This window comes from Paractinoplanes rishiriensis, assembly GCF_016862375.1.
In the GTDB taxonomy this organism is placed as follows: Bacteria; Actinomycetota; Actinomycetes; order Mycobacteriales; family Micromonosporaceae; genus Actinoplanes; species Actinoplanes rishiriensis.
In genome coordinates this window covers 13,585-40,379 of the sequence record NZ_BOMV01000083.1, presented here as the reverse complement: position 1 = coordinate 40,379, position 26,795 = coordinate 13,585, and the positions used below count along the sequence as shown (strand labels likewise).

General features: G+C 70.0%; 27 protein-coding genes. 10 read left to right on the top strand and 17 right to left on the bottom strand.

The window, feature by feature from the left end:
- Positions 1 to 2 precede the first annotated feature (2 nt).
- The 9 genes from Ari01nite_RS39425 to Ari01nite_RS39385 form a co-directional block, all read right to left on the bottom strand.
- Positions 3 to 332 (bottom strand): STAS domain-containing protein, encoded by a 330-nt coding sequence (locus Ari01nite_RS39425; RefSeq protein WP_203788290.1) that lies wholly within the window; start codon positions 330 to 332, stop codon positions 3 to 5.
- A 95-nt stretch (positions 333 to 427) separates the two neighbouring features.
- Positions 428 to 1,666: a GAF domain-containing protein gene (locus Ari01nite_RS39420; RefSeq protein WP_239163405.1), complete on the bottom strand. Its 1,239-nt coding sequence runs from the start codon at positions 1,664 to 1,666 to the stop codon at positions 428 to 430.
- Between the two features lie 87 nt (positions 1,667 to 1,753).
- Positions 1,754 to 2,677 (bottom strand): LysR family transcriptional regulator, encoded by a 924-nt coding sequence (locus tag Ari01nite_RS39415; protein WP_203788286.1) that lies wholly within the window; start codon positions 2,675 to 2,677, stop codon positions 1,754 to 1,756.
- 17 nt (positions 2,678 to 2,694) lie between these two features.
- Complete coding sequence (locus Ari01nite_RS39410; protein WP_203788284.1) at positions 2,695 to 4,719, bottom strand: beta-galactosidase; 2,025 nt, start codon at positions 4,717 to 4,719, stop codon at positions 2,695 to 2,697.
- Positions 4,720 to 4,724: 5 nt separating this feature from the next.
- Positions 4,725 to 5,579: a carbohydrate ABC transporter permease gene (locus Ari01nite_RS39405; protein ID WP_203788282.1), complete on the bottom strand. Its 855-nt coding sequence runs from the start codon at positions 5,577 to 5,579 to the stop codon at positions 4,725 to 4,727.
- Complete coding sequence (locus Ari01nite_RS39400) at positions 5,576 to 6,418, bottom strand: carbohydrate ABC transporter permease (RefSeq protein ID WP_203788280.1); 843 nt, start codon at positions 6,416 to 6,418, stop codon at positions 5,576 to 5,578. The genes Ari01nite_RS39405 and Ari01nite_RS39400 overlap by 4 nt, the downstream gene beginning before the upstream one ends.
- A complete protein-coding gene (locus Ari01nite_RS39395) occupies positions 6,415 to 7,764 on the bottom strand; it encodes an ABC transporter substrate-binding protein (RefSeq protein WP_203788277.1) in 1,350 nt (449 codons plus the stop codon). Before Ari01nite_RS39395 ends, Ari01nite_RS39400 begins: the two co-directional genes overlap by 4 nt.
- A gap of 14 nt (positions 7,765 to 7,778) precedes the next feature.
- Positions 7,779 to 8,783, bottom strand: coding sequence for a LacI family DNA-binding transcriptional regulator (locus tag Ari01nite_RS39390; RefSeq protein WP_203788275.1), 1,005 nt, complete (start codon positions 8,781 to 8,783; stop codon positions 7,779 to 7,781).
- 58 nt (positions 8,784 to 8,841) lie between these two features.
- A complete protein-coding gene (locus Ari01nite_RS39385) occupies positions 8,842 to 10,134 on the bottom strand; it encodes a tetratricopeptide repeat protein (protein ID WP_203788273.1) in 1,293 nt (430 codons plus the stop codon).
- A gap of 354 nt (positions 10,135 to 10,488) precedes the next feature.
- On the opposite strand from Ari01nite_RS39385, the gene Ari01nite_RS39380 reads away from it, so the two are divergent.
- The gene (locus Ari01nite_RS39380) at positions 10,489 to 11,328 is read left to right on the top strand and encodes a hypothetical protein (protein WP_203788271.1); all 840 of its coding nucleotides are present in this window, start codon (positions 10,489 to 10,491) and stop codon (positions 11,326 to 11,328) included.
- A gap of 684 nt (positions 11,329 to 12,012) precedes the next feature.
- Here Ari01nite_RS39380 and Ari01nite_RS39375 read toward each other — a convergent pair.
- Positions 12,013 to 12,345, bottom strand: coding sequence for a TfoX/Sxy family protein (locus Ari01nite_RS39375; protein ID WP_203788269.1), 333 nt, complete (start codon positions 12,343 to 12,345; stop codon positions 12,013 to 12,015).
- Between the two features lie 73 nt (positions 12,346 to 12,418).
- Here Ari01nite_RS39375 and Ari01nite_RS39370 point away from each other — a divergent pair, with 73 nt between their 5' ends.
- From Ari01nite_RS39370 to Ari01nite_RS39360, 3 genes are read left to right on the top strand one after another with little or no spacing between them, the layout of a single operon-like run.
- Complete coding sequence (locus Ari01nite_RS39370) at positions 12,419 to 13,216, top strand: isocitrate lyase/PEP mutase family protein (protein ID WP_203788267.1); 798 nt, start codon at positions 12,419 to 12,421, stop codon at positions 13,214 to 13,216.
- 51 nt (positions 13,217 to 13,267) lie between these two features.
- Positions 13,268 to 14,404: a hypothetical protein gene (locus Ari01nite_RS39365; protein WP_203788265.1), complete on the top strand. Its 1,137-nt coding sequence runs from the start codon at positions 13,268 to 13,270 to the stop codon at positions 14,402 to 14,404.
- Entirely contained in the window at positions 14,380 to 14,835 is a 456-nt protein-coding gene (locus Ari01nite_RS39360; protein ID WP_203788263.1) for a DUF6232 family protein, read from the top strand. Before Ari01nite_RS39365 ends, Ari01nite_RS39360 begins: the two co-directional genes overlap by 25 nt.
- Positions 14,836 to 14,853: 18 nt before the next feature.
- Here the strand turns inward: Ari01nite_RS39360 and Ari01nite_RS39355 are convergent, their stop codons facing one another.
- The 4 genes from Ari01nite_RS39355 to Ari01nite_RS39340 all read right to left on the bottom strand — a co-directional run bounded on the left by Ari01nite_RS39355 (position 14,854) and on the right by Ari01nite_RS39340 (position 19,943).
- Positions 14,854 to 16,416 carry a bifunctional nuclease domain-containing protein gene (locus Ari01nite_RS39355; protein WP_203788261.1) on the bottom strand — a complete coding sequence of 521 codons (1,563 nt, stop codon included), beginning with the start codon at positions 16,414 to 16,416 and terminating at the stop codon, positions 14,854 to 14,856.
- On the bottom strand, positions 16,413 to 18,512 hold the full coding sequence (locus Ari01nite_RS39350) for an HSP90 family protein (protein WP_203788259.1): 2,100 nt from the start codon (positions 18,510 to 18,512) through the stop codon (positions 16,413 to 16,415). Before Ari01nite_RS39350 ends, Ari01nite_RS39355 begins: the two co-directional genes overlap by 4 nt.
- Complete coding sequence (locus tag Ari01nite_RS51485; protein ID WP_369076780.1) at positions 18,394 to 18,903, bottom strand: ATP-binding protein; 510 nt, start codon at positions 18,901 to 18,903, stop codon at positions 18,394 to 18,396. The genes Ari01nite_RS39350 and Ari01nite_RS51485 overlap by 119 nt, the downstream gene beginning before the upstream one ends.
- 194 nt (positions 18,904 to 19,097) lie before the next feature.
- Complete coding sequence (locus Ari01nite_RS39340) at positions 19,098 to 19,943, bottom strand: trypsin-like serine protease (RefSeq protein ID WP_203788255.1); 846 nt, start codon at positions 19,941 to 19,943, stop codon at positions 19,098 to 19,100.
- 234 nt (positions 19,944 to 20,177) lie between these two features.
- Here Ari01nite_RS39340 and Ari01nite_RS39335 point away from each other — a divergent pair, with 234 nt between their 5' ends.
- Positions 20,178 to 20,741 (top strand): GNAT family N-acetyltransferase, encoded by a 564-nt coding sequence (locus Ari01nite_RS39335; RefSeq protein WP_203788253.1) that lies wholly within the window; start codon positions 20,178 to 20,180, stop codon positions 20,739 to 20,741.
- A gap of 1 nt (position 20,742) precedes the next feature.
- Here Ari01nite_RS39335 and Ari01nite_RS39330 read toward each other — a convergent pair whose 3' ends face one another.
- Positions 20,743 to 21,165 (bottom strand): DUF6326 family protein, encoded by a 423-nt coding sequence (locus tag Ari01nite_RS39330; RefSeq protein WP_203788251.1) that lies wholly within the window; start codon positions 21,163 to 21,165, stop codon positions 20,743 to 20,745.
- 168 nt (positions 21,166 to 21,333) lie between these two features.
- On the opposite strand from Ari01nite_RS39330, the gene Ari01nite_RS39325 reads away from it, so the two are divergent.
- Entirely contained in the window at positions 21,334 to 22,476 is a 1,143-nt protein-coding gene (locus Ari01nite_RS39325) for a sensor histidine kinase (protein WP_203788249.1), read from the top strand.
- Positions 22,473 to 23,126 carry a response regulator gene (locus Ari01nite_RS39320; RefSeq protein WP_203788247.1) on the top strand — a complete coding sequence of 218 codons (654 nt, stop codon included), beginning with the start codon at positions 22,473 to 22,475 and terminating at the stop codon, positions 23,124 to 23,126. Before Ari01nite_RS39325 ends, Ari01nite_RS39320 begins: the two co-directional genes overlap by 4 nt.
- A gap of 19 nt (positions 23,127 to 23,145) precedes the next feature.
- On the opposite strand, the gene Ari01nite_RS39315 is transcribed toward Ari01nite_RS39320, so the two are convergent.
- Positions 23,146 to 24,387: a fibronectin type III domain-containing protein gene (locus tag Ari01nite_RS39315; RefSeq protein ID WP_203788245.1), complete on the bottom strand. Its 1,242-nt coding sequence runs from the start codon at positions 24,385 to 24,387 to the stop codon at positions 23,146 to 23,148.
- Between the two features lie 169 nt (positions 24,388 to 24,556).
- Between Ari01nite_RS39315 and Ari01nite_RS39310 the strand changes: the two genes are divergently transcribed.
- On the top strand, positions 24,557 to 24,988 hold the full coding sequence (locus tag Ari01nite_RS39310; protein ID WP_203788243.1) for a DUF1707 SHOCT-like domain-containing protein: 432 nt from the start codon (positions 24,557 to 24,559) through the stop codon (positions 24,986 to 24,988).
- On the top strand, positions 24,985 to 25,389 hold the full coding sequence (locus tag Ari01nite_RS39305) for a hypothetical protein (protein ID WP_239163403.1): 405 nt from the start codon (positions 24,985 to 24,987) through the stop codon (positions 25,387 to 25,389). Before Ari01nite_RS39310 ends, Ari01nite_RS39305 begins: the two co-directional genes overlap by 4 nt.
- Positions 25,390 to 25,448: 59 nt before the next feature.
- Here the strand turns inward: Ari01nite_RS39305 and Ari01nite_RS39300 are convergent, their stop codons facing one another.
- Positions 25,449 to 25,847 carry an ATP-binding protein gene (locus tag Ari01nite_RS39300; protein ID WP_203788241.1) on the bottom strand — a complete coding sequence of 133 codons (399 nt, stop codon included), beginning with the start codon at positions 25,845 to 25,847 and terminating at the stop codon, positions 25,449 to 25,451.
- A 149-nt stretch (positions 25,848 to 25,996) separates the two neighbouring features.
- On the opposite strand from Ari01nite_RS39300, the gene Ari01nite_RS39295 reads away from it, so the two are divergent.
- Entirely contained in the window at positions 25,997 to 26,779 is a 783-nt protein-coding gene (locus Ari01nite_RS39295; protein ID WP_203788239.1) for an RNA polymerase sigma factor SigF, read from the top strand.
- Positions 26,780 to 26,795 lie beyond the last annotated feature (16 nt).

Sequence of the window (26,795 nt, the reverse complement as noted above, 5' to 3'; positions counted from 1 at the left end):
GGCTACAACCCGAGTATCTGGAAGACCTTCTCCGGTATACCGTGCAGCCCGTCGACCTCTAATTTTTTGTCACCGCGCGTCCGGAGCTCCACGATCACCCGGATGCAGCCGGCATCGATGAAACTGACCTCGGCCAGGTCCAGCACGATGGTGACGGCCGCGCTCGAGGCGGCCACGCTCATCAACCGCCGGCGCAGTTCCGCCGCCGCGTCATGATCGAGCTCGCCCGCCAGACAGATCACGTCGGCGTTGCCGACGTGGCGGTGCGACCAGCCGAAACGGCCCGCTTCCGGGGGTGCGGGCTGCGCGTCGAAATAAGGAATTTTGGACACATCCGCCTCCTCGCAGGAGCATCGGCTGGGTCCTCAACCTCGCCCATACTACCCACCCGGTCATCCGGCCATCCGCCGGTGGCGCGTTGTCCGTTTCAGCGGCTGAGGTAGGCGGCCAGGCCGCCGAGTTCCGCACTGGCGATGAAAACCGACCGGACGTTGATGATCGCCTCCTCGACGTGGGCGGAGCAGCCCCACGCGGCGTCCCCCCATGAATCGGCGATCTTGATCTCGGCCGGGGCGGTGCACCCCGCGGTGCCGCCGAGCTGGCAGCGGTCCGGGTGCGGCACGGTGGCCTGCACGGCCGCGGCGGTACGCATCCGGGCGGCGAGTTCCGCGGCGGCGGCGGCCCGCTGCTCGGCTTCGGCGCGGAGTTCCCGCTCCGCGGCCAGCACCTTGGCCAGGTCGTCGTGGGCGGACCGGGCGCGCGCTTCGGCGGCTCGGCGCGCCTGCTCGTCGTGGTGGCGTTCGATGGCCAGGGCCGCGGTGCCGGCGAAGACCCGGGCGAGGGCGAGGTCGGCGTCCTGCGGCACCCGCGGGGTGCGGTGGTACATGGCGAAGGTGCCCAGCAGGCCGCCGTCGCGGGCCAGGATCGGCGTGGACCAGCAGGCGGCCAGGCCGGCCCGGCCGGCCAGGTCCAGGAAGTCGGTCCAGAACGGGTCGGTGGCGATGTCGGTGACGATGACCGGTGCGCGCCGGTGCGCGGCGGTGCCGCAGGAGCCGACGCCGTCACCGGTGGCGATCCCGTCGATGGCCTGGTTGTAGAAGTCGGGCAGGCTGGGCGCGGCACCGTGCCGCAGGTGGCGCCCGTCCGGGTCGGCGAGCAGTACGGAGACGAGAACCTCGTGCGGGGCGAGTTTCTCGATGCAGCGGGCCATGCCGTCGAGGACCTCGGTCAGGGGTGCCTGCCGGGCGATCTGCTCCAGCAGCGCCCGGTGTTCGGACATCAGCTGCTGGGCATGCCGGACCTGGGTGGTTTCCACGCCGATCAGGTGGGTCCCGAGCACGGTGCCGGCGGCGGCGCGGCGCGGCTCGTAGGTGAAGTCGAAGAACGCCTCCCGTGCCTGCGGGCCGGCGCCCATCGCGACCCGGACATCGCGGGCGGTTTGCGGCTCGCCGGTCCGGAAGACCTGGTCCAGCCGGTCGATGTGCTCCGGACCGGTCAGGCCGGCGAGCGCGACACCGGTGGTCGCGCCTTCCGCGCCGATGGCCGTGAAGAATGCCGGGTTCGCGGTCTCCACCAGGTGGTCCGGCCCGGCCAGGGCGGCGAAGACGGCGGTGGACTGCCCGAACAGGGCGCGGTGATCCTCGTCTGCCGCCGGTACCGCCGTCATGGATGGACCACCTCTCACTGCCGCCGGCCACATTGTTGTCTACCAGCAACTATCGGCCGGAGCCTACCCGCCGCACCGGCAGGCCGGTCATCCGCGTCCGGCGGTCAGGGTGCGGGCCGCCTCGGCCAGCAGGCCCCGCAGCCAGATGTGGGCCGGGTCGCTGCGATACATCGGGTGCCACCAGAACGCCTCGGCCAGGGGCACCACCTCGAACGGGCACGGGCTCACCCGGATGTCGGCCACCGCGGCGATCCGGCGGGCCAGGTGTTCCTGCATCAGCGCCACCCGGCCGGTGCCGGCCACCAGGAACGGCATGGCGAGGAATCCGTCCACCACCACCTCGACCCGCGGCTCCACGCCCAGCATGCGCAGTTGCTGGGCGGCCGGGGCGAACGCGGTGGGCAGGTGATAGAGCGCGACCCACGGCATCTCGCGCAGGCGTTGCAGGGTCAGGTCGCCCCGGGTGTTGCCGTCCACGATGCACACCCAGCGGTCCTCGTGCAGGTCGGTGTGCGGCAGGTCGGTGATGAAGCCGTGCGGCAGGATCAGGCCGTCGACCGTGCGGAGCGTGTCGACGGCGTGGTCGACCAGGTCAGGGCTGGTCTGCCGCAGCCGCAGGCGGACGTTGGGGGCCCGCTCGGCCAGCAGCGACGCGACGATCGGGCCCAGCACCGCGGCGGCGTAGTCGGAGGTCACGATGGTCAGTTCGCGGTCCACCGAGGCGGGGTCGAACTCGGTGCTGAGGTCGAAGACCCGGCGCACGCCGGCCAGCGCGGGTGCGGTGCGGGCGGACAGCTCGGTGGCCAGCGGGGTCAGCTCGTAGCGGTTGCCGGTGCGGTGCAGCAACTCGTCGCCGAAGTGCCGGCGCAGGCGGGCCAGGGCGGCGCTCACCGCGGGCTGGCTGGTGCCCAGGTGTTCGGCGGTCCGGGTGACGTTGCGCTCGCGCAGCAGCACGTCGAGGGTGACCAGCAGGTTCAGGTCGAGGTTGACCAGCAGGCGATCGGTGGCCACCCGGCCACCATACGGGTTCAGGTGACGTTGAGGACCCGGACGTCCCAGGGCCCCAGCGCGATCTCGGCGCCGGCCGGGTAGACGTCGTCGCCCAGGACGTCGGCGACGTGGGATTCCAGCCGGACCACAGCCGGGGTGAACGACCAGTTGTGGACGAATCGCACGACCCGGCCGTCCGGTGCGGTGGCCCCGGTGACCGTGACGCTCGGCGGCACCTCCCCATGCTGCGGGACCAGCCACCGGAACAGGGCCTTCGCCAGGTCGACGTCGGGCACCGTGCCGACCACGGTGATCCGGCCCGCGCCCACCCGGCGCGTGGTGATCGCCGGCCAGCGGCCGAAGTGCGGGTGGTCGTAGCGGGCCACCACGGTCGCGTCGGTGACCGTGAGGCCGTCCACCCAGCGGGTCGCCCGGCCGTCCAGGCCGTCGACGGGCACCTCCGTGCTCAGGTTGCTGAACTCGTCGTACCAGGCGCCGGCCGCCTCGGCGAGCCGCGCGGGCATCCGGTCGGTGCGGGCGCGGCCCTCCGGGTCGGCGTATCCGGTGCGGGGGCCGAGCACGAGGTGGCCGCCGGCCTCGGCGTACCCCCGCAATTGATCGAGGGTGTCGTCGTCGGCCAGGTAGAGACCGGGGACCACCAGGACGGGGGTGTCGACGTCGGCCGGCCGGGACACGATCCGGGACTGCAGGCCGGCGTCGAAAGCGCCCCGGTAGAACGGGTCGAACAGGCCGTGGTAGGCGCGCGCGTCGGGGCCGCCGTCCGGCGTCGCGAGCGGTGGGTACTTCTGCATCAGCCACTTGCTGGGCAGCGAGAAGAGGAACGTGACGTCGGCATCCGGGGTGAGGCCGGCCACCAGGTCGCCGGCCCGGTCGAACTCGGCGCCGAGGCGGGCCAGCTCGTGCCAGGTGCGGCCGGGTTTTCCGCTGTGCGGCAGCACGCCGCCCCAATAGGTCTCGGTGCCGAAGTGCAGGGTGTGCCAGTGCCAGTACTCGATCATGCGGGCGCCGCGGGACACCAGCAGCCAGGCGGCCTGGCGCCACTGGCCGTCGTACGCGGGGCGGTTGTCCCACGGCCCGCCGATGCTGCCCGCGTTGGTCTCGGTGACCAGGAACGGCTCCTGGCGGGAGGCGTACATGCGGTCGGCGCTCAGCTGCAGGGCCCAGACGCCGCTGCTGGTCCAGTGCTGGTCGGCGGACCGCCGGTCGGGCAGTTCGAGCGCGTCCTGCATGCGGTAGTACGGATTGCCGGCGGTGACGTCCAGGTGGTCGGTGAGCCGGTCGTCGTCGACGGCGGGCCGCTCGTACGCGATGCAGGTTGTCACGAACTGCCCGGGCCGGCGGTACTCCCGGATGAGATCGGCCTGCCAGGCGATGAACTCGGTGGTCTGCGCGGCCTGGAAGCGGCGCCACGCGACGTCGTACTGCGGCTGGACGTTGCCGTCCGGCGTCCACAGGTCGGCCCAGGTGCTCAGCCGGTGCGACCAGTAGACCAGGCCCCACTCCCGGTTCAGCGTGGCCACGTCGCCGTAGCGGTGCCGCAGGTCGTCGGTGAAGCGCTGGAAGACGCCGCGGTTGTGCAGCAACTCGTTGCCGGGCTCGTTGTCGACCTGGAAGCCGATCACCGCGGGGTGCGCGGCGTAGCGCCCGGCGATCCGCCGGACGATCCGCTCGGCGTGGAACCGGAAGGCGGGATGGGTGAAGTCGACCTCCTGCCGGGCGCCCCAGCCGATCCGCTCGCCGGTGCGCCGCTCGCCGGTGATCTCCGGGTAGAGCCGGGCCAGCCAGGGCGGCACCGCATAGGTGGGGGTGCCGAGGATGACCGCGATGCCGCGCTCGTGTGCCCCGTCCAGCACCGGTTGCAGCCAGTCCAGCGCGAACTGCCCGTTCTCCGGCTCCCAGGTGGACCACACCGATTCACCCACCCGGATCACCGTGAACCGGGCCTCGGCCATCAGATCAAGATCTTCTTCCAGGCGCTCGTACGGCTGGTACTCGTGGTAGTAGGCGGCGCCGAACAGGACGCGCCGGGGCAGCTCGGTCATGATCCTCACTCCTTGATCGAGCCGGCGGTCAGGCCGGACTGCCAATACCGCTGCAAAAGCAGAAAAGCAGCGATCAGGGGTACGACGGACAGCAGCGAACCGGTGACGACGAGCGCGAGCAGGTCCGAGTTGGAGCCGCTGCCGCCGCCCGCGGCCTGCGCCGACCAGGCACTGAGACCGACCGTGATCGGGTAGAGCCGCGGGTCGTTCAGCATGATCAGCGGGAGGAAGTAGTTGTTCCACGTCGCCACCAGGGTGAACAGCAGGACCGTGACGATGCCCGGGGCCAGGCTGCGCAACGCGACCCGGAAGAAGATCCGGAACTCGCCGGCCCCGTCGATCCGGGCCGCCTCGATCAGGCTGTCCGCCACCGCGTCGGCCGCGTAGATCCGCATGAGGTACAGCCCGAACGGGCTGACCAGGGACGGCAGGATGATCGCCCACGGCGTGTTGACCAGGCCGACCTGGGCGAAGAGCACGTACGTGGGGATGGCCAGCGCGGTGGTCGGCACCATGACCGAGCCGAGCACCACCCCGAACAGGGCGCCGTTGCCCCGGAACGGGTACTTGGCGAAGCCGTAGCCGCCCAGGGCCGCCAGGAACGCCGCGCCGGCCGCGCTGATCACCGAGTAGACCAGCGTGTTCAGCAGCCAGCGGCCGTACTCGCCGTCGTTGTGCGCGAACGTCTCGCCGATGTTGGCGAACAGCGCGAAGGTGTCGCCGAACCAGAGCCCGAACGTGGCGAACAGGTCGCCGGTGGTCTTGGTGGCGGCCACGAACAGCCAGAAGAGCGGCAGCATGAAGTAGATGAGCACGGCCGCCATGCCGAGGAACAGGAGGTTGCTGCGCCGCGCCGTCATGACTTCTGCCTGCGGCCGGAGACGAAGAGGACGGCGTACGAGGCGATCACGATCACCAGTCCGAGCAGGAACGACACGGCTGCCGCGTAGTTCACGTCCTGGCTGGTGAAGGCGAGGCTGTAGGCGTACAGGTTGGGGGTGTAGGCGCTGTCGATGACGTTCGGGGCGAGGCGCTGGAGCAGGTTGGGCTCGGCGAACAACTGGAAGCTGCCGATCACCGAGAACAGCAGGCAGAGCAGCAGCGCGGGGCGCAGGGCCGGGATCTTGATGCGCCACGCGATCCGCCACGGCCCGGCCCCGTCGACCGCGGCCGCCTCGTACAGCTCATGCGGGACCGCGCGCAGCGCCGCGTACAGGATGATCATGTTGTAGCCGGTGAACTCCCAGGTCACGATGTTCGCCAGCGACGCGAGCATCCACTCCGCGCTGAGGAACGGGGCCAGGTCGGCCAGCGGTCCGTACGCGGGGCCGTACAGGTAACCCCACATGAGGGCGGCGACCACGCTCGGCACCGCGTACGGAATAAAGACCCCCAGCCGGAACATCTTGGCCAGGCGCAACAAACCGCTGTCGATGGCCAGCGCGGCGGCCAGTGCCAGGGCCAGCATGACCGGCACCTGGATCAGGAAGAACCGGGCCACCCGCAGGATGCCGCCGAGCAGCCGGTCGTCGCCGAACGCGCGGGCGTAGTTCTCCAGGCCGGCCCAGACCACCCCGCCGACCAGCTGCTCCTTGAACAGGCTCAGGTAACCGGCGTACACCAGCGGCAGCAGGAACAGCACCGCGAAGCAGAGCAGGAACGGGGCGACGAACAGGTAGCCGCGGTTCGCGTGGTTCATTGGCCCTGGACCTCGAAGCCCTGATCCTTCGCGTACTTCACGAGCCGTTGCTGCCACTGGTCGCTGGCCGCCACCACGTCGCCCTTGTCGGCGAGCGCCTTGCCCACGGTGTCGGTCCAGTCCGTCACCGACTGGTCGAGGAACGGCGGCCACTGGAACCCGGTGTCGACCGTCGCGCTGATCCCGGCGAACATCTTGTTGACCTCCTGGCCGCCGTAGAAGGGGTCGGTGCGGCCGGTGAACGACGGGTCGGCGAGCAGGTCGTTGGTGGCCGGGAAGAAGTTCTGCTCGGTGTTGAACATCTTGGTGGTGGCCGGGTCGGTGTTGAGGAACTCGGCGAATTTGGCGGCCGCGATCGGGTTCTTGGTGCCCTGCACGACCGCGGTGGTCGAGCCGCCCCAGTTGCCCGAGACCTCGGCGCCGGCGGTCCACTGCGGCAGCGGGGCGGCGCGCCACTTGCCGGCCGTCGACTTGGCGCTGCCACTCAGGAAGACCGGGCCCCAGGCGGCGGTGATCCAGGTGGCGTACCGGCCCCGGTTGAGGCCCTGGAACCAGTTGTCGGTGAAGTCGGGATCGGTGGAGACAAGATCGCGCTTCACGAGATCACCCCAGTAGCCGGAGAGCTTCTTGGAGGCCTCGTCGTTCACCGCGAGGCCGACCGTGGTCCCGTTCAGGCGGTACGGCTTGGCGCCCGCCTGCCATTGCAGGCCGTGCCAGGTGCCGGCCTGGTTGGCGGCCAGGTTGGTGAGGTAGACGCCGGGCGCGGCGGTGTGCAGCTTTTCGGCGGCGGCCGCGAACTCGTCCCAGGTCTTCGGCACCGCAATGCCGTACCTGTCAAAGATGTCGGCCCGGTAGAGCAGGCCCATCGGCCCGGTGTCCTGCGGGATCGCCCAGATCTCGCCGCCCGCGCCGGTGACCTGCGACCAGGTCCAGTCGACGAACTTCGGCTTGAGTGCCCCGGCGCCGTACGGCCGCAGGTCGACCAGGCTCTTGGTGAGCGAGAAGGTCGGGATGTACTGGAACTCCATCTGCACCACGTCGGGTGCGCCGGTGCCGGCCTTGAGGGCGGTACGCAGCTTCGTGTACTCCGGGGTGCCCTGGCCGGCGTTGACCACGTTCACCTTGATCGCCGGGTATTTCTGCTGGAAGACGGCGACCTCCTTGGCGATGTCCGGCACCCAGGTCCAGAACGTCAGGGTGGTCGGGGTCTGCATCGCGGCGTCGATGTCGGCCTGGCTGACCGCGGTGTTGGCCGGTGCTTCGGCGGTCTTGGTGCTGCCGGGCGTGCAGCCGGCGGCCAGGGCGAGAACGCAGACGGCGAGGAGTCGGACGGTTCGGGGGGCCATGTCGGAACCTCCTGTCAACGGCGGGGCGGTCCGCTGGAGCCCCGCGCGATCAGCTCGAACATCGGGGACGGGAAGGGCCGCGGCGTCGCCTGCGGGTCCTTCAGGTGATCGATGAGCCGCTGCAGGCCCACGCCCGCGAGCAGCGCGTTGTCGGTGCGCACGGTGGTCAGCGGCGGCGAGACGTAGGCCGCCACCGGGATGTCGTCGAAACCCACCACGCTGACGTCCTCGGGCACCCGGCGACCGGCGTCGGCCAGCGCGCGGATCACCCCGATGGCCATGTCGTCGTTGGCGGCCAGAACCGCGGTCACGTCGTCGCCGAGCCGGGTACCGATCCGGTAGCCCGACTCCGGCGTCCAGTCGCCCTCGACCGGCTCCGGGACGGGCCTCCCGGCGGCCTCGAGCGCCTGCCGCCACGACCGGAGCCGTTGCTGGGCGGCCCACCAGCGCTGCGGCCCGGCGACATGGTGGACGGTGTGGTGCCCGAGCGCGAGCAGGTGCCGGACCGCGGGCGCGATCAGGTCGCCGCCCTCCTCCTCGAGCACGGTGAGCACGGCCGGCGCGGTGACGGACGGGGCCCGCCCGATCGTCAGCACCGGCACGTCCACCCGCAGCGGCGCCTCGCCCTCGTCGATCGGCTCGGACAGCACGATCGCGTCGACCCCCTCGGCGAGCAGCCGCTGGACGGCCTCGGCGACGCTGCCGCGGGCGCCCTCCAGGGTGTGCACGATGCTGAGCGCGTACCCGGTTTCGCGGGCCGCCCGCTCCAGCGCCACCAGCAGCGTCGACGGCCCGAACAGCGCGCTGCCCAGCGACACCACGCCGATCCGGTGGTGGCGTTCGAGCTTGAGCGCCCGGGCCGCCCGGTTGGGCCGGTAACCCAGCCGCGCCGCCGCGTCGAGCACCCGTTCCCGGACCTCGGCCGTGACGTACCGCTCCCCGTTGAAGACCCGCGACACCGTCTTCTGCGAGACGCCGGCCAGCTTGGCGACGTCGGTGCTGCCGGGCGGTCGGGTCACACTGGCCTCGCTTCTTACGGGGTGATGCCCATCACTGTCTACGTAGTCAGACGGGATGTCAACAGGCGGCGTCGTCGCCCGGCGATTCGTGGGCCATCGTGCGGAACAACCGCGAACGGTCCGCGAAGGCGATCTCGGCCGCCCGGCGGTAACAGGCGCCGGCGCCGGGGCGGTTGCCCAACACGTAGGCGTGGATCGCGCCGAGCTGGCCGTACGCCTCGGATGCGGGGGTCCGCAGCCAATGATGAGCCGGGTTCGCCTCGTACCGGCCCACCACGAACCGGAGGTGCTCCAGCGCGGCGGCGAGCCAGCGCCGATCGCCGGACAGCAGCCGGCAGGTGGCCACCCGGCCGAGTCCGGCCCGGGCGCGTGCCTCCAGGTCGGGCAGATCCGCGCTGACCGGGCCGGCGCCGACCGTCTCGTACTCCCGGTAGGCGTCGGTGAGCGCCCGGCGCGCGGCCGGCGCGAGGCGGCGGCAATCCGTCGCGCCGGCCTGATAGGCGATTTCGGCGAGGCCGAGCCGGGCCCGCGGATAGCCGGGGTCCACCCGCAGGGCGGCCCGGTAGTAACGCTCGGCCGCGGCGAAGTCGCGGCCGGCGGCGAGACGGCCGTGCGCGTTTCCGAGCAGCACCAGGACCAGGCGACGGGTGAGCCGGCCCAGCGACTCGTCCAGCAGCGCGGTGAGGGTCCGCGCCGCGGCCGGGTACTGGTCTGACGAGTACTGGGCGACGGCCCGAAGCAGGCGAACGTGCGTCCCGGCCTGTTCCGCGGCGGTGCTGAGCAGGTCGCGGCTCGCCGTGCCGCCGTCGAGGTTCCCGATGTCCAGTTCGTCGAAGACCGTGTACCCGGCCAGTTCGGCCGCCTCCCGCAGCCGCGGGCCGCCGATGCTGAACTCCAGGCGGACGCCCGTGTGGTGGGTGCGCGGATACAACACGAACGAGACCGCGATGTCGCCGTTCTGGCTCCGCCTGGCCCGGTCGAGTTCGGCGGCCCGGTCCCCGCCCGCGGCCGAGACCCCGGCCCGGCAGGGGGCGCCCACCTGCACCAGCGCACCGTCCGGCTCGACGGCCGTGGCGATCTGGCGTTCCAGGGTGTGCCGGATCTCCCGGGCCAGGTTGTGCCCGGCCCGGCCGGCGACCGCGGGGTTCGCGACCACGATGTTGTAGGGAGCCGTGAGTTCGCTCTCGGCGCGCAGCCAGCAGGGGCGGTTCGGCCACAGGCTCAGCAGGTCGGCCTGCAGCCCGATGGTGCCGGTGAGCACGGCCAGCGCGGTCAGCGCCACCAACCAGCGTGCCTGCCACCCCCGCAGGCGCGCCGCCCACCGGCCGGCGGGTTCCGGCGAATCGGTCATCCGGGCCGCGTCCCGCAGTCACCCGGCGGGCTGGATTTCGCCACGTCCGTCACAAAAGGCCTAACTGCGGCCGCCGGTGAATCGATATGCCCTCGGCAGATTCGTACGAACGCGGGGAGAACGAGGGTGGGTATCCGGTCGTCGTGCCGGGCCACGATGGTCGTGGTGCTGGCCGTTGCCGCCGGTGGCTGTACGTCGGGACCGCCGCCGTCCCGGCCCGGGGTTCTCGCGTCGCCCTCGCCGTCGCCCTCGCTGTCGCCCTCGCCGTCGCCCTCGCCCGCGGCCCCGTCGCCCGTGGTCTCCGCCGACCCGACCGTTCCGGAAACGACCGTTCCGGAAAGGACCGCTCCCACCATGGCGGCGGCTCCCGCCGTGGGTTCGCGGCGCTCGCCGCGCCCGCACGGATGGTGGCCCACCCGGCACAGCGCCCCTCCGCCGGCTGAGGAACCCGACGATCACGGCACCCGGGCCGGGATCCTGGGCCGCCGGGACCCCGTTCCGGCCGGCGTGCAGGCCCAACTCACCTACTTCATGGGCGGGGTGGACCCCGATGCGTGTGCCGACCGTCCGCGATTCGGCATCTCGGTGGAGGACCATCGGGTCAAACTCGGCCTGGCCGCACCCGCCTTCAACGTGATCTGCCTGTACGATGTGCGTCCGGGCAGCCCGGTCCGGGTGACCGTGACCGCCCCCTCCGGCCGTGTCGTCCAGACCTGGTCCGAGGGTGTCCTCGAACGCGGCCCCATCGACCTGCTCTTCCGCCGGCTCGCCGACGACGAGCCCGGCGTCTACCGATTCCGGGCGGTGCAGGGCGGCCGCACGGCCACGACCACCGCGAGGCTGCGGTGGGTGCGCTCGCCGTGGCTCATCGCGGACGCCGAGGACGCGAACGGAACGCCCGTGGACACGTTCCCGGAGGGGAGCCGCCGGTTCCGCATCGCGGTGGGCGGTTTTCCGCCGCACGCGCTGGTACGCCTGCACATCTACGGCAACCCGCGCGACGAGCCCGGCGGCGTCACGATGGTGGACTACCTGACCTCCCACCCGGTGCGGATGGACGGCCGCGGCTTCGGCGTCTGGGAGTTGCGCGCTCTCCCCGGCGACCCGCCGGGCTGCTACCTGGCCGGACACGAGTCGCTGGAGGGCTACGAGGTCGAGTTCTGCGTGCCGGACCGCCCACCAGTGCGCGAATAGGATCGGGCAGCGTGACCGATACGCCCGGGCCGCGTTCCGCCGGCTGCACGAGACTGGCACGTTCGTGCTGCGCGGGCGGCGCCCAACTCGTTGGCTTTCGCGGCGGTCCGCCCGGCGGACCTACCGAGCAATGTGGCCCGCGGCGGACGACGTGGCCGTCCGGCGCAGGCGTTCCAATATGCGAGTGCGACCCGGTGTGCTAGGCGGGCGCGGACTCGCAGCGTCTCGCGGTGGTGCGGGCCAAGGGCTCGCTGGAACCGCACCGGCAGGCCGGCCAACAGGAGGCGGGCGGCGGACGGTTCGCCGGTTCTGCCAGTCCACGATTGCGCGAGGTGCGCAGGATCGGCGTGTGTGGTGGCTCGGTTCAACGACGGGCGTGTCGGATGAGCAACAGCAGCTCCATAATCGCGGGCGACGCCTGTCGCCGGTCAACTCTCAGCCTTGCCGGCGAAACCGCAACAGCTGGCCCGTCCCCGCGCGGTTCTGCCCCACGACATGGGAGCGCGACATGTTGCCCAAGCCTGAGGGCGCCGTGGTGGAGGCGCAGGTGAAGTCGCCTTCGCGGACGATGTTGCGCTCGCCGCACGACGGACACCGGCGGAAAACAAACGGGACCTGACAGCGCGTAATGACTGACCCAGCCGCACCTACCGCGCCGACTTCCGCTGCGCAGGGTCCTGCCGGTCACTTGGCCGGCAGCGTCCGGGCATAGCTGACGCCGCGGGACACCCAGGATTCGAGCTGGGGTTTCGTGGCCAGGCCGGCCGGATCCACCCGTAGCCAGCCGTCCATCTCGCGCCCGCGCATCTGGAACCGGGCGGCCTCGGGCTGTTGCAGGAGACCCGGTGTGTCGGCCGGGTCGACCCGCAGCAGCAGACCGCCCTTGCTGCTCGCGCTTGCCGCCATGTTGCCGTTGATCAGGAACGCCAGCCCGCCGAACATCCGCTTCTCGGTCAGCCCCGCCTCGGCCTGCACGATCTCCCGGATGCGGTCGGCCAGGTCTTCGTCGTACGCCACCACGACAGTGTGGCACCGGCAACCGGCGCGCGTCCGGCCGAAAGTGTCGTACCCGTGTGTGAGGCTCCGGAGCATGATCGAGGACATTCGCGGCACCTTCCGGCGGCTGCATGCCAGCGGCACTTTCGTGCTGCCGAACCCCTGGGATGTGCCCTCGGCCAAGCTGCTGGAGCACCTCGGCTTCCCCGCCCTGGCGACGACCAGTTCGGGCTTCGCCGCCTCGCTGGGCCGGGCCGACCAGCACGTCACCCGCGACGAACTGGTCGGGCACGTCGCCCTGCTGGCCGCGGCGGTGCGAGTGCCGATCTCGGTGGACGCCGAACGCGGTTACGCCGCCGACCCGGCGGGCGTGGCCGAGACGGTGCGGCTGCTCGCCGAGGCAGGGGCCAGCGGGGTGTCGATCGAAGATTACGACCCCGACGCCGGGCACATCGAACCGGTCGAGGCCGCCGCCGAGCGGATTGCCGCCGCGGCGAGCGTGTGCCGGCAGCACGGCCTGGTGCTCACCGGCCGCGCGGAAAACCACCTCTACGGCATCGCCGACCTGCCGGACACCATCGCCCGCCTGTCCGCCTACCGGGAGGCCGGCGCGTCCTGCCTTTATGCGCCGGGCCTGACCGACCTCGGTGACATCGCGCGGGTGGTCGCCGAGGTCGGCGCCCCGGTAAACGTGCTGGCGATGCGCACCGGCCCGAGCGTGCCGCAGCTGGCCGGCGCCGGCGTGCGCCGGGTGTCCACCGGCGGCAGCCTGGCCTGGGCCGCCTACGGCGCACTCGCGGACGCCGCCACAGAACTGCGCGAGACCGGAACCAGCACCTACCTCGACCGGGCGCTGCCCCGCCCGATACGCGACGCCGCCTTCGGCGCCTGACCCCGGATCAGGCGGTGACCGATGTCCGCGCCCGCCTCTTATCCTGTGTCAATGTTCGCTCGGAAGCGGGTGGTGCAGGATCCGGGTGTCGCCGCTGCGATGCGCCGCTTCTTCGACGGCCTGACCGCCGACGACCGGGAAGTGCCCGAATACGTGGCTCACCGCTACGGCAGGTACATGTACGGGAACCGGCGCGAACTCATGTCCGAGGAGGTCTCGCGCTCGCGGTTCTACGTCGGCCTCTCCGTCGGGGACGGTGCCCACAGCTTCGCCGACCTGACCAAGCGTGCCGTCCTCGTGTCCGACACTCTTCTGCTGGCGCACGACCGGAGCACCCGCTATCACGAGCTCGACGTCCACGCTCGGGGCACGACCTTCGAGCCGTCATCCGAGGTGCCGCTCGGCATGGATCCGAGTTCGGTCGCGGGCATCGACGCCGGGCAGACCCTGGCCCGCCGGAATCAGGAGAACCGCAACAGCCTGAACCGCGCCCACGGCATGCACTGCCCGGACCTGCGCGCCCTCGGCACCTGGCTGCTCGATGCCGAACCGCTGCTCGTCTCGGGACTCTCCTGGTATCTGCCCAGCTATTCCTCGACCGACTACACCCTGGTCGACGGGATCCGGCACAACCCGCTCGACACCGCCCCGGAGCCCGTCCCGCTCCTGGATTACCTGATCAGGGACGGCCGGGCGGTGGACGCGTCCGGCGCCGATCCGCTCAAGAGCAAGCTCGTCCGCCCGGTGCTGCAGACCGAACTGCCGTTCCTGCAGGGCGTGAGCCTGCGCGACTTCAGCCGGATCACCGTCGAGGAGTTCAACTCCTTCACCGCCTTTCGCGACTTCCTGCGGCTGACCCTGCTCAACCTCGACGACGCTCTCGACGACGTGCACTCGGACCGGGAGATGCTCAAGATCGGTCTCAAAATCAATGATGAGGTACGCCTGATGCGCGCCGAAATGCTGAAGGCGCACCGCAAGCGGGCCCTGTCCGCCGGCGGTGCGGTGCTCGGCACGGTCGGCACGGTGCTGCTCGCGGTGTACGGCCCGGCCCTGGCCACGGCCATCACCGCGCTCGGCGCCAGCGGCGGCATCTGGGGGTTCATCAATGCCATGAGTGACGGCTCGACCCGGGTGGTGCGCGAGAACAAGTGGTACTACGTGTGGGCGCTGGCGGACAAAACCTGATGCGGACCTATTACTCCGGACCCGACGCGGTCGTCACCGATGCCTCCCTCACGGTGAATCCACCTTCCGGGCCGAGCTTCGCCCTGGGTGACCTCGACCCGGATCAGCTGCACATCTCCACGGAATCCGATTTCTATTCCACCGCCACAATCTACTTCGGCATAGCCGCCGTAACCGGCGTGCTGGGCTGTCTGGGCACCACGTTCGGCATCCTGGAGAAGAACTGGTGGATCGGCCTCGGTGGGATCGCCGTCGCCGGTGGGCTTTTCCTGGCCACCTTCATCCCGTTTGTGCTACGCCGAGACGACACCGTTTATGTCCTCAGGGGAGTGCACCGAGGAGTCCAGGTGCTTCTGTACAAGTCCGCCAGCGAAGCAAAAACCTTCCGGATCTGGTACGCGGTGCGGGAGGCCCTGGAGAGCGGCTGCTAGCGACATCGGCCCGAGGGTTCAGGGTTCCTCGTCGGGGATCGACAGGCCACACGTATCGAGGACGTCCTGCGCAACGATCAGCGGTGCGCCCGTCTTGAGGGTGAGAACGATCGCGTCCGAGGGGCGCGAGTCGATCTGCTTTCCGTTGACGGTGATGGAAGCAATGAAGGCGTTCTCTTCGATGTGGTCGATGGTCGCCATCTCGAGGCGTAAGCCGGCTGCCGTGAGCACATCGCAGAGCAGGTCGTGCGTCCGCGACACCGCATCCGTTGTTCCCTGCTGAGCGTGGGAGATGGCGGCGGCTTCGGTGGCGCCGATCCGTATCGGGAGGTACGTGTTGCCGTCTGTCTCCTTCAGCAGGACGATCGGCTCGTCTGACGGCTGCTCAACCCGGACACCGACAACCGTCATCGTCCGGCCCGGAGGGCGGGTCGCGGTTGCCGGTCCGGGCCGATCGGGCAGGTCGGGACTCAGGTGGGTCAGGGCAGGAACACCCAGAGCCTGGATCTGGCCGGCGGCTCGGAGACTGTCGAACCGCTGGCTGTACCGCACCACCTGCTCGGCGTGGAAAGAATCATCGGAGTTCCGGTCAAGAACGGCGGCGTGCTCCGCCATTTCGCTGAGCAGTTGCGCGACGTTGTCGATTTGACCGCGGTCGAGTGCCACGGTGACCACCGATCGGATGGCGCTGAACAGCACGGCGTAACTGCCAAGCCGGCGGGCCACATCGAGGTATCGCGCGGCAGCAGGCGCAGCAGCGTCAAGGTCACCGGCGTCCTGGTGCGCCTGGACGAGCGCGGACAGCGGCGTACGCACGTACTCGTCACCGAATGGTTCGGCCTCCTCCAGCGCCGCGGCGGCATGTCGTTGCGCAGCGATGGCGTCACCACGGTCAAGGGCGCACCTGGCCAGGCCTTCCAGTGCGGCGACCCGGTCGTCCGGGAGCGCCCCGTGGTCTTCCAGAGCCGCCTGGTACAACGGCTCTGCCTCTTCCGGTCGCCCGGCGCGGCGCAGCAGTTGGCCCAGCACCCGGCGGTGGCCGGCCAGGCTGTACCCGCCGGGGCCGGGCTCGTGAGCCGCGAGCGCCTCTTCGCCGAGGGCGACGGCGGTGTCGAAGTCACCGAGCTCGTCGTGGATGGATGCCCGCTGGAGCAGCAGCGCGGCACGCCACGGGGTGCGTCCGATCGGATGGAGATATCGCTCCCCGGCTTCCAGCACGTCCAGGAGCTGCCGGGTCTGGATACCGCGAACAGACCGTGCGCACGTCACCCAGCCCAAGAATGCCCCGGCCACCGCCATCAGGGCGGCCGGCTGCTCCAGCCGGATCCGGGTGCCGGTGTCCTCGGCCACTGCCAGGACTCGGGTGTAGCGCGTGAGTGCTGCCCCGTGCTCGCCCTGCATGCGCAGAACGTTTGCCTCGGTCTCCAGCGCGCGCACCAGCAGTGCCGGATTCTCGATCTGGTCGGCGGCCTGCGCTGCCCGCGCCGCCGCTTCGGCGGCCGGCCGGTGCCGCCCCTCGTGGAAAAGATCACGGGCGTGTTCGATCAGCGTCTCGATCGCGCGAACGGCCGGCTCGGTCACGGCTCCGTCAGCGCTTCCTGGGCGGCCTCGATGAGTCTGGGCCGGACGTTGATCCGGCGCGCGACCTCGTGGGGATCAGCCTGGAGGAAGGCGCTCCAGGTGCGGTACAGGCGACTGATTTCGCGGCTCACCTCCTCGTTGAGGTTGGCCTCCCGGCGCAGCACCGTCTCACTCAGGTATCGCTCGCCGGCGAGGGCTTGGAACGGTTCCTGACGGGCGAAAGCCTCCCGGATCTCCTGGATGAGCGTCTCGCGGGTGCCGGAAAGTTCGGCGTAGAGGCGGCCGCTGAGATCGGCTGGCAGCTCGGGTGCGGCCGCGTCCCGGAGCAGCACGACTGGTCGTTCGAGCGCCTCCATGCGGCCGACCTCGATCATCACGTTGGGATTGAGTTCCCGGGTGAAGACGGCGACATAGCAATGCGCTCGCAGCAGTTTCGCCTTGAGGTTTCCCCATAGGCCCGGCTGCTCAACGGTGTCATCGGCCCGGACCACTGCCCAGTAATACGGGCGAACCTCCAGAACATCGCGCACGGCCTCGTAGATCTCTTCCGCGCGGGGATCCCCGAAAGGCATTGCCACAAAGCAGGAGACGTACGGATCCAGGATTTCCTCCCGGTCGGTCCGCGAAGTCCGTAGCTCGACGATCTCGCTGTGCCGGGCGTCGAGCGCGCGTTGCAGGTCGGCACGCTCGGCGTCGAGCGCAAGCATCAGCTCGATGACCTGGTTGAAATGCACGAACATGAGCTGTACGTCCTGGACCCGCAAGGTTCTGGCCAGCAGCATCAACGCGTTGTGGTGGAGGGCGACCAGTGCGTTCTGGCTGACCTCATCGCGCAGATCGAGCCGGTCGGCAAGTCGTTGAACAGCGGGGTTGTCGGCGTTCAGGTGCAGGGTCAGCGGCTCTTTCTCAACGCTGAGGAAGTCTTTTACCAGGTCCCGGATGAAGGTGGGCAGCGCCAGGTCCTGCGTCACATCCTCCATTTCGCGACGCGTCCTCGTTTCCCGGGTTTCGGTGAGCACGGCGGGGATCATGACCGGCCGGAAGCGACTGATCCGCGGCAGGGCCCGCAGCTCCGGGAACAAGACGTTGTACGCCGTCTCAAGCTGGGCGAACCGATCCCGTTCGTCGCTGCGCAGCGGCTCGAAAATCGTCTCGGAACCCGCGACGTCAAGGCGGCTCAGGTGCACCCGTTCCGGCCAGGTCTCGGCGTACCGCCGCAGGAACCGCTCGGCGAACGGCTCTGCGCAGTTGAATACGCGCATACTGCGCGCCCGGGCCAGCAGGAAGTACTGGTTCGCCGAACCGGGTTCGGTGATGTAGAAGACCACCTGGGAGTGATCGGTGCGGACCGGCGCAGTCTTGAGATACTCCGCGACCGTGATCGGTTCCGGGTCGCTTTCCAGCGGTATCAGATCGGCGACGGCTCGGAAGAAATCCTCGTACTCGTCCTGCACCGACATCGCCAGCACGTCGTATGAGTGCCACCGCATGATCTCCACGAACCGCTGGTGATCGCGGCTGGAAAGGTCGCTCAGCTCCCGCACGATCAACCAGCCGAGAGCCTGCTGTACGGCGGTCAGGGCGGTGTTGCGTACCACGTTGTCCCGTGCGGCGTTGGGCGTCAGGTCGTTGCATTCGATGACGCCCTGGACGAACTTCGCCCAGGGCGGCAGCACGTCGCGGTTGCCGGCATTGACGAACATCCGATGCACGTACAGATCCACCACACCGCGAGCGTTGAAGTCCGACCTTCGATCGGTCACCGCCAGGACGCCGCGCACCCGGCCGCGCCCTTTCCCGTCGGCCTGGGCGATATCGTCCCACTCGACGGGCTCGTCGACGGCGAAGACGTGCAGAGAGCTCTCCTGAGTGAATTTCCGCTGCCAGAAGTCGGTGTACGCGGCTCGGCGTTCCCGTTCGGAGACGTAGCCACGATGCCACGGGGGAGTCACCGCGTTCGCCGGCTCCGCATCGTCGTCAAGATAGACGGGCACGCCGATGAAGTCGGCGTAGGTGCGGATGATCGCCCGGAGCCGGTCGCGGTCCAGATAGCGGGTGTGAGCAGGCCCGATGTGCAACGTGACGGTCGTACCCACGAGCTGGCGCTCGGCCGGCTCGACAACATATCGCTGCCCACCCCGGCTCTCCCACCGCAATGCCGGACGCCTTGGTGACCAGGACCACCCGCTCCGCGACGATGAATGCGCTGAGCAAGCCGATGCCGAACTGCCCGATCAGATCAACCGTACGACCGCGGTCCGCCTCCCGAATGCGCTGCCGAAGCTCGTCAGTTCCCGAACGGCCGATCGTCGAAAGGTAACCATCGATCTCATCGCGGGTCATCCCGGATCCGTTGTCGAGTATCTCCACCATGCGAGCTGGACGGTTGATCGCCACCTGAATCCGCGGGGCGGGCAGCTCGGCTTCCAGACGTTCCCGTGCCACCTCGGCCCGGCGCTTGATCGAATCATGCGCGTTCTGGATCATCTCGCGCAGGAACACGTCGGGATCCGCGTACAGATTCTGGGCCAGAAGCTGAATAAGACCTTCCAGTTGGATCTGGAAGCTGTGCTCCTCGCCCACCACCCGGCTCCTCTCGACGACGTCAAAAGGGTAGCGGTCCAGTTCCCGGCCGGGAATCGACGTTCTGAGCGATGGGCAAACGCCAATCTGCCGGATACCTACCAGGAGTCAAGCACCAACGGTTCCGGGTTGTAGGGGATCGGTGGGCCTGATCGTTCGGTCACCACCCGCGCGGCGTCAACATCGAGGTTGGGGCGTGCGCCAGCCGCCAAGCTGGTGAAGACGGGTAGGGTCGCTCCGAAGCGGTTGAGCACGTTCTGGATCGGGATGAAACAGGCGGTCCCCCAATTGCCGCCGATGGAGATACCGATCGCCATCAGGCCGTTGCCATCGTTGCGCCAAACCGGGCCACCGCTGTCGCCGGGCCGGCTGTCGGCGGTGCTGCACAACGTGTAGAAGCGCCAGCCGTTGGGATACACGACGTCGCGCCACTCGGTGATGGTGCCCTCGCGCCAGCCGGTCGTGATCCCCATCTTGCCGATCCGCATCCCGGCGTACAGGGCGGAGTTCGCGTACCAGCCACGGACCCGGCCGTTGCCTGGCCGGGTGTGGGTGATCGGATCCTCCACAATCTGGTAAGCAGTGTCGTCGGGATCGAGCCGGATCAACGCGCCGTCGAACGAGTTGGTCGTGTAGAAGTCACCGATCCAGTCGTTGCGAATGACCGTGCCGAACTGCTCGTCCGTGCCGGAGATCCGCCGGCCGGTGACGCCGGCGCCACCGGCGTTGGTCGCGCAATGACCGGCCGTGACAACGAAGACACCGGACGCGCCGGCGACGGCGTACCCGCCCGTGCACGTCGCGGGCAAAGGGTTCGCCGGGTGGCCCGCGTAATAGTTGTAGGCGACGGCGTTGGCCGGTGCCGCCGGAACGACGATGCACGCCGCGGCGACGAGCAGACCTGTGACAAGCTGACGGCTGCCGAATCGTCGGCCGGGCCGCACCTTTCTGGTAGCTGATATCACCTGAGCCTCCTCTGGGGCGATCGCTCCGGCACATCCCCGTGTATTGCCGGAGCGCTGCGATTTCATGAGTGTCGGGCGGCGCTTCGCGGCTCGGGCGGAGTCCGCACGAATCCGGACGCCCGCGCGGTACAGCGCAGGCGAGACCGGCCGCGACGAGGGCAGCAGGCCGTTAAAGCGGTGGCCTTTCCCGCCCGGGTGGACCAGGATGCGCTCGTGAACGCTTACCTGGACACCGAACGCCTGACCCTGCGCCGCTTCACCAGCGACGACGCTGACCTGTTGATCGAACTGGACAGCGACCCGGCGGTCATGCGCTACCTGTCCGGCGGTGAGCCCACCGCACCGGAGGACGTCCACCAGCGCATCCTGCCGAACATCCTCGCCGGCTACGAGAGGTGGGGCGGTGACTTCGGGCTCTTCGCAGCACAGGACAAGGACCGCGGTGCGTTCGTCGGCTGGTTCCTCCTGCGTCCCGAACGGGGAGGCCCGCTGGACGAGGTCGAACTCGGCTACCGGCTGCGCCAGGCGGAGTGGGGCAAGGGGTACGCCACCGAGGGCTCGAGGGCGGTGCTGAGCAAAGCGTTCACGGAGCTTGGCGTGCGCCTGGTCTGGGCCGAGACGATGTCCATGAACGACCGTTCCCAGAAGGTGATGAAAAAGCTCGGGATGACGATGGCCGGCACCCTCGACACTCCTCCAGACATGCTGATGGTCGAGGGTTCCGAGCACGGCGGTGTGCGGTACGAGATCACCAAGAAGCAGTGGGAAGAGCAGTAGCTCAGGTTCTTTTCGGCCACACCCAGGCGATCCGGGTGATGACCAGCAGGAGCGCTACCTCGATCAGGGTCCCGACGATGTAGTAGACCCAGCTCTCACCGATGAGCGTGGCCGAAGCGGTGACCACGTAGAGCAGGCTGACGACGATGTTGGCGATCCGGTTGACCCGTGCCCTGGCGAGCAGGGAGACCACCACCATCAACGCCGCGACCACGATGTACAGCGTCGTGAGGATCAGGAACGTCTGGTCGATCGGGAATCCGGTGCCGGACACCTCGCCGGCGAGCACTCCATCGATCACATCAGCGCGGTAGAAGCCGAAGATGTCGACGTAGGCGAACACGAACAGCGTGGTGACCCATAGGCCGGACAGCACGACCTTGACGTCGACCGCATTGTCAACAAGGTCGCTCGTTTGCTTCATGCTCGGCTCCTCCTGGTAGCCCGTACCGTTGGTCGGTCCTCAGTCTCGGCCGGGTCGGCGGCGGGGCGCCCGAGTCCTCTGGCCGACGTTTCCCTGGCCCATCGGCCAGGGTGGCGACTGGTCGCGCGACGGGGTCGTGGCGAACGCCGGATCGCTACTGTGGCAGTCGTGCCGAACGCTGCGACGACGTTGCGGGCCGCGGCGCGGCGCCCGCTGCCGTACACCTGGCGCGACTGGGCCCTCGCCGCGCTGGTGCTGACCGTGCTCGTGTTCGATGTGGCCTTCCGCGACCTGGTCTGGCGGCCGGCAGCCGTCGCCTTCGGATGTGGGCTGGCGCTCGCGGTCCTGGTCCGGCGGGCCCATCCGCTGGCCGCGGTGGTTTACGCCTTCGGAGGGTTCGCGGTCCTCGACGTCGCCGCGTTCGTGGTGGGCACCGAACCGGTGGACCTGCACAGCGGATGGGTGGTGCTCGTATTGCTCTATGCGCTTCTGCGGTGGCGGGCCGGCCGCGAGGTGGCCATCGGGATGGCGGTCACGGCGGTGGCACTGACTGCCATCGTCAGCGTCGACTTTCCCGGGCTGGCCGAGACGACCGCCGGGATCGCCATGGTGCTGTTGGCCGCGGCCCTCGGGGCGTCCGTGCGCTACCGGACCATCGCCCGCGGACAACTGATCGTGCAGGCCAAACTGCAGGAACGCGAACAGCTGGCCCGGGAGTTGCACGACACCGTGGCTCACCACGTCTCGGCGATCGCGATCCAGGCGCAGGCAGGCTTGTTCCTCGCCCGGTCGTCGTCGCTGAGCGGAGCGACGGAGGCACTCGAGACGATCAACCGTGAGGCAGCCCGGACGCTGGCGGAGATGCGCGCGATGGTCAGCGCACTGCGCGACCGCCGGCAGCAGCCCTCGTTGGTTCCCCAGCGTCGCATCGCCGACATCGAAGGTCTCGCCGCCGACAGCACCGAGGCGCTGCGCATCGGTGTCGAGCTGCGCGGTGACCTGACCGACCTTCCGCCGGCCGTCGAGGGTGCCCTCTACCGCGTGACGCAGGAGTCGATCACGAATGCCCAGCGCCACGCCCAGCACGCGACCCGAGTCCGGGTCGAGGTGACCGGCAGCGCCACCGATGTCCAGCTGACGGTCAGCGACGACGGCGCCCGCATCGCGTCTGCCGCCGGTCCGCCCGGATTCGGTCTGGCCGGCATGACCGAACGGATCACGCTCCTGGGTGGCACGCTCAACGCCGGGCCGAATCCGGACCGCGGCTGGATCGTCCGGGCCGTCCTTCCCCGCCGGGGCGCCGCGACATGACCATCCGTGTCCTCATCGCCGACGACCAGGGCATCGTCCGGGCGGGACTGTCGACGATCCTCGACGGCCAGGCTGGCATCGAGGTGGTCGGGCAGGCGGCCGACGGGCGTGCGGCCGTCGTGCTCGCCCGCCGCCTGCGCCCGGACGTGTGCCTGTTCGACATCCGGATGCCCGTCCTGGACGGCATCGAGGCCACGCGTCTGCTCGCCGGACCGGACATCCCCGATCCGATCGCCGTCGTCGTGATCACCACGTTCGACACCGACGAGTACATCTACGGCGCTCTCCAGGCGGGCGCCCGCGGTTTCCTGCTCAAGGGCGCCGAACCGGACCAGCTGGTCCAGGCGATCCACGCCGCCGTGCAGGGTGACGCGCTCATCGACCCGGCCGTCACCGGCCGGCTGCTCGCCACCTTCGCCACCGGCGGCCCGGCCACCACACCGGCCCAGCCGGTCGACGCCCTGACCGACCGGGAGGAAGACGTTCTGTGCCGGGTCGCCCGGGGCCGGACCAACGCCGAGATCGCGCGGGACCTGCACATCAGCATGAGTACGGTCAAGTTCCATCTCACCGGTCTCATGACCAAACTCGGGGCCCGCAACCGCGTCGAACTGGCACTGTGGGCTTACCAGACCAACCGCGTCACCTGACGGCGGTGGCGCGGCCGGTTCAGGACGGCGGGGTCGGCGGCGGTGTCGGGTTGGTGAGCGTGACCGACGGGCTGTAGGAGGCGTTCCATGCCGCGTCGTACGCGATCACCCAGACCCGGTTCGGGGTCGACGCGGGCGGCACGACGGCGCTGGTCACGTTGCCGGGCACCTTGTGCCGCACCCGGACCTCGTCGATGTTGAACGCGTGGACCACGTGGTATTCCACCACGCCGGTGTCGTCGGTGGCCGGTGCCCAGGTGATGATCGCGCCGCCGGCGCTGCCGGAGGTGATGACCGGCGCGCCGGGGGGCGTCGGGGCCACGGTGTCGCCGGGCACCTTCGGGAAGCTCGGCGGCTGCCCGAACGTCACCCGCGGGCCGAACCAGGACTGGTTGCCGGCCGCGTCCACGGCTCGCACCGAGACGTGCAGCGTGGCGCCGGTGTTGCCGCCGAGCGGGACGGTGACCGGTGCGTTGGTCGTTACCTGGCGTACGAAGTAGTCCTCGTAGAACTGCCCGCCGAGGTAGATCAGGTAGCTTGTCACGCCGACGTTGTCGGTCGCCGCGGGCCAGGTGATCGTGGCGGTGGTCGGGGTGACTTCGAGCAGCTCCGGGCGGCCCGGTGCGGACGGCGGCTGGGTGTCCGGTGCCGGCGCGACGGTGTCCACGGTGACGTCGTCGAAGCTGGCTGCCGCCTGCTGGGTGACCATCGCGATGGCCCCGGTGCTCAGGGTGGTGTCGGTGGCGGTGAGCGTCACCGTCTCGGAGGGGCTGGTGACGGTGCCGTGGAGTTGATCGCCCTCGACGCGCAGGCGCAGGTCGTACCATCGGCTGGGGCGCACGGTGATGAGCGCCTCGGCCAGCCGGGTGGGCTGCCCGGCCGAGACCCGGACGAGTTCCGCCCGGTTACCCGGGCGCAGCACCAGTTGGTATCCGCTGTCGGTGCCGGCGCGGACGGCGATGCCCGCGGCGGCCTGCGGCCGGGACAGCGATGTGGGCTTGACCCGGGCGGTGAGCGTGTAGCCGGACCACGCCGGGTCGCCTCCGGTCGCCTGGGTCGCGGCGGCGCCGCTGCGGGACTGGCGCAGCACCCGCGAGCCGTCGGTGGACAACCCCCATTGCCCGCCGGTCAGTTGCCATGCGCCGACCGTGCCGCCCTCGAAGTCGTCCGTGAAGACGACGGCCGCCGAGGCGCTGCCCGGCACGGTGAGGACGGCTGCGGCGAGCAGCGCGGAGGCGAGAAGTGTCCACAAGCGACGCATGCCGTCACGATAGACATCGCATTGACAGGCAACAATGCAAAGCGCCGGTCGGGGGCCGCAGGTTTAGCCAGCATCTGCGTAATCGCGTGATCACGGTTCGGTCCGACGTGTCCAGCCATAAGCCGGTTCTCGGTCGCCGGGCTCGCTGTCGATGGCTAGGCTGTCGCCCGTGAGCGCCTCCGACGACGGTGAGCCCGAGGTCAGCGGTTCGGCACCTGACTTTCTGGTCGGCACTCCCGAGCGTGACTCGGCGCAGGAAGCGCTGGAGGAGCACCTCGTCGCGAAGCGGCTCGACCCGTCCGAGTATGAGCGGCGGGTGGAGGCGTCGAAGCTGGCGCGCACCCGGTCGGAGCTGTTGCAGATCTTCGCGGATCTGCCGTTGCCCCATCCGTCGCTGCCGAGCGCTGCGGCTCCGCCGGCGGACGAAGCGGACGAGAGCCCGCCGCCACTTGCCGTCGCCGGCTGCCTGACGCTCGCTCTCGGGTTGCCGGTCGCGGTGGTGCTGGGCTTCGCGTACGGGGCCTGGTGGGCGCTCGCCGTTCCGGTGGTGGCCACGGTGGCGATGGCGTACGGGGAGCATCTGCGCAAGCCGGGTGCGTGACAGGGCCGCCGATCGAGGACAAGTCGGCGGGGTTTGCCGAGTTCCGCGCAACGGTGGCCGGTGCGCCGGGCGAAAAGTCGGCGGACTGGTGGGACGACACCGGTTACCAGGGCGCGGAGGGACTCAGCGAGTTGCAGCATTTCTACAACGGCGTGCCGGCCGAGATCGTCGCGCAGGCCGCGGCGCACGGCCGCGAGCAGGTCAGCGCAGAGTGGAACGAGCCGTGGCCGCCGGACGCCTGGCCGGACGTGCCCACCGGGGTGCTCGTCGCCCGCGACGACCAGTTCTTCCTCGCGGACTTCCAGCGCCGGGTGGCCGCCGACCGGGCGTCGTGCCGGACGAGATCGAGGGCGGCCACTCGGTTGCGCTCAGCCACCCGCAACAACTCGCCGACCGGCTGACCTCATACCTGCTCACTCCGCCCTGAAGCGGCGGATCACGGCGGCGCCACCGGTGCGGCTCAGCTCGGCCGCGGTAGCGAGAACTCCGTCCAGACGTGCTTGACGCCCCGTTCGGAGTACCAGCCGATGTCGAGGGCCAGTTCCCGGGCCATCCTCAGGCCGCGGCCGCCGGCGCCGAGCGGGCGGGAGTCGGCGATCTCCGGCGGGGTGTCCGGCTCGTCGTCGGTGACGTCGAGGATGAAGGTCTGCTCGGTACGCCGCAGCTCGACCACGGTGGGCGGGTGCGCGTGCGTCAGCGCGTTGGTGGCCAGTTCCGTGGCGACCAGGACCATCTTCTCGGGCACCTCGTCGAGGTCGCGGCCGGGCGGCAGCGGTTCGCCGAGCAGGGCGGCGCGTAACTCGGCGCGCAGGAGTTTCAGCTGCCCGTAGCTGTCCAGGGTCCAGGACCCCACGGGCATGGTTTTCGGGGGAGGCCAGGACGCTTCCAGACGTGACACGAAGGGCGCATTGCCCGCTCCACGCCCCGACTATGCACCGTTCGCCCACTCCGGCCAACCGCCCGATCGAGTGAGTTTAGGCAGCGGGTGCCGATGGGCAAAGGAGGCGCATGATCTCCGTCGCCTCTTCGCCCTCCAGCACCGGCCTTTCGGATCCGGCCAGCGAACTGATCACGGCGCTGTCCGCCCTGCCGGCCGGACACCCGTCCCGGGCGGACCTAAGGGACCGCGCGATCGAGGCGTGGCTGCCGCTGGCCCGCCACCTCGCGAACCGATACTCGGGCCGCGGCGAGCCGGTCGACGACCTGTGCCAGGTGGCCGTGATGGGCCTGATCAAGGCGGTGGACCGGTTCGACGCCGAGCGTGGCGTGGACTTCGCCGGCTTCGCGATCCCCACGATCGTCGGCGAGCTGAAGCGGCACTTCCGGGACCGCACCTGGTCGATCCGGGTGCCCCGCCGGCTCCAGGAACTCCGGCTGGCCATCACCGCGGCCAACAGCACCCTGACGCACACCCTGGGCCGCTCGCCCACCGTGGCCGACATCGCCGCGCACCTCGGGGTCAGCGAGGAGGATGTCCTCGAGGGACTGGAGGGCGCCCGCGCCTACACCGCCACCAGCCTGTCGGTGCCGGCCGGCGACGACAGCATCGCCACCCTCGGCGACACGCTCGGCGGTGAGGACGCCGGCTTCGAGATCGCCGAACTGCGCGTCGCCCTCGGGCCCGCGCTGGCCAGCCTGGACGAGCGCGAGCAGAAGATCATCAGCCTGCGTTTCTACGGCAACCTGACCCAGTCCGAGATCGCGCAGCAGATCGGCATCTCCCAGATGCACGTGTCGCGGCTGCTGACCCGGGCGCTGGCCAAGCTGCGCAAGCAGATCGACGCCGCCTGATCCGCCGCCGGCCGAC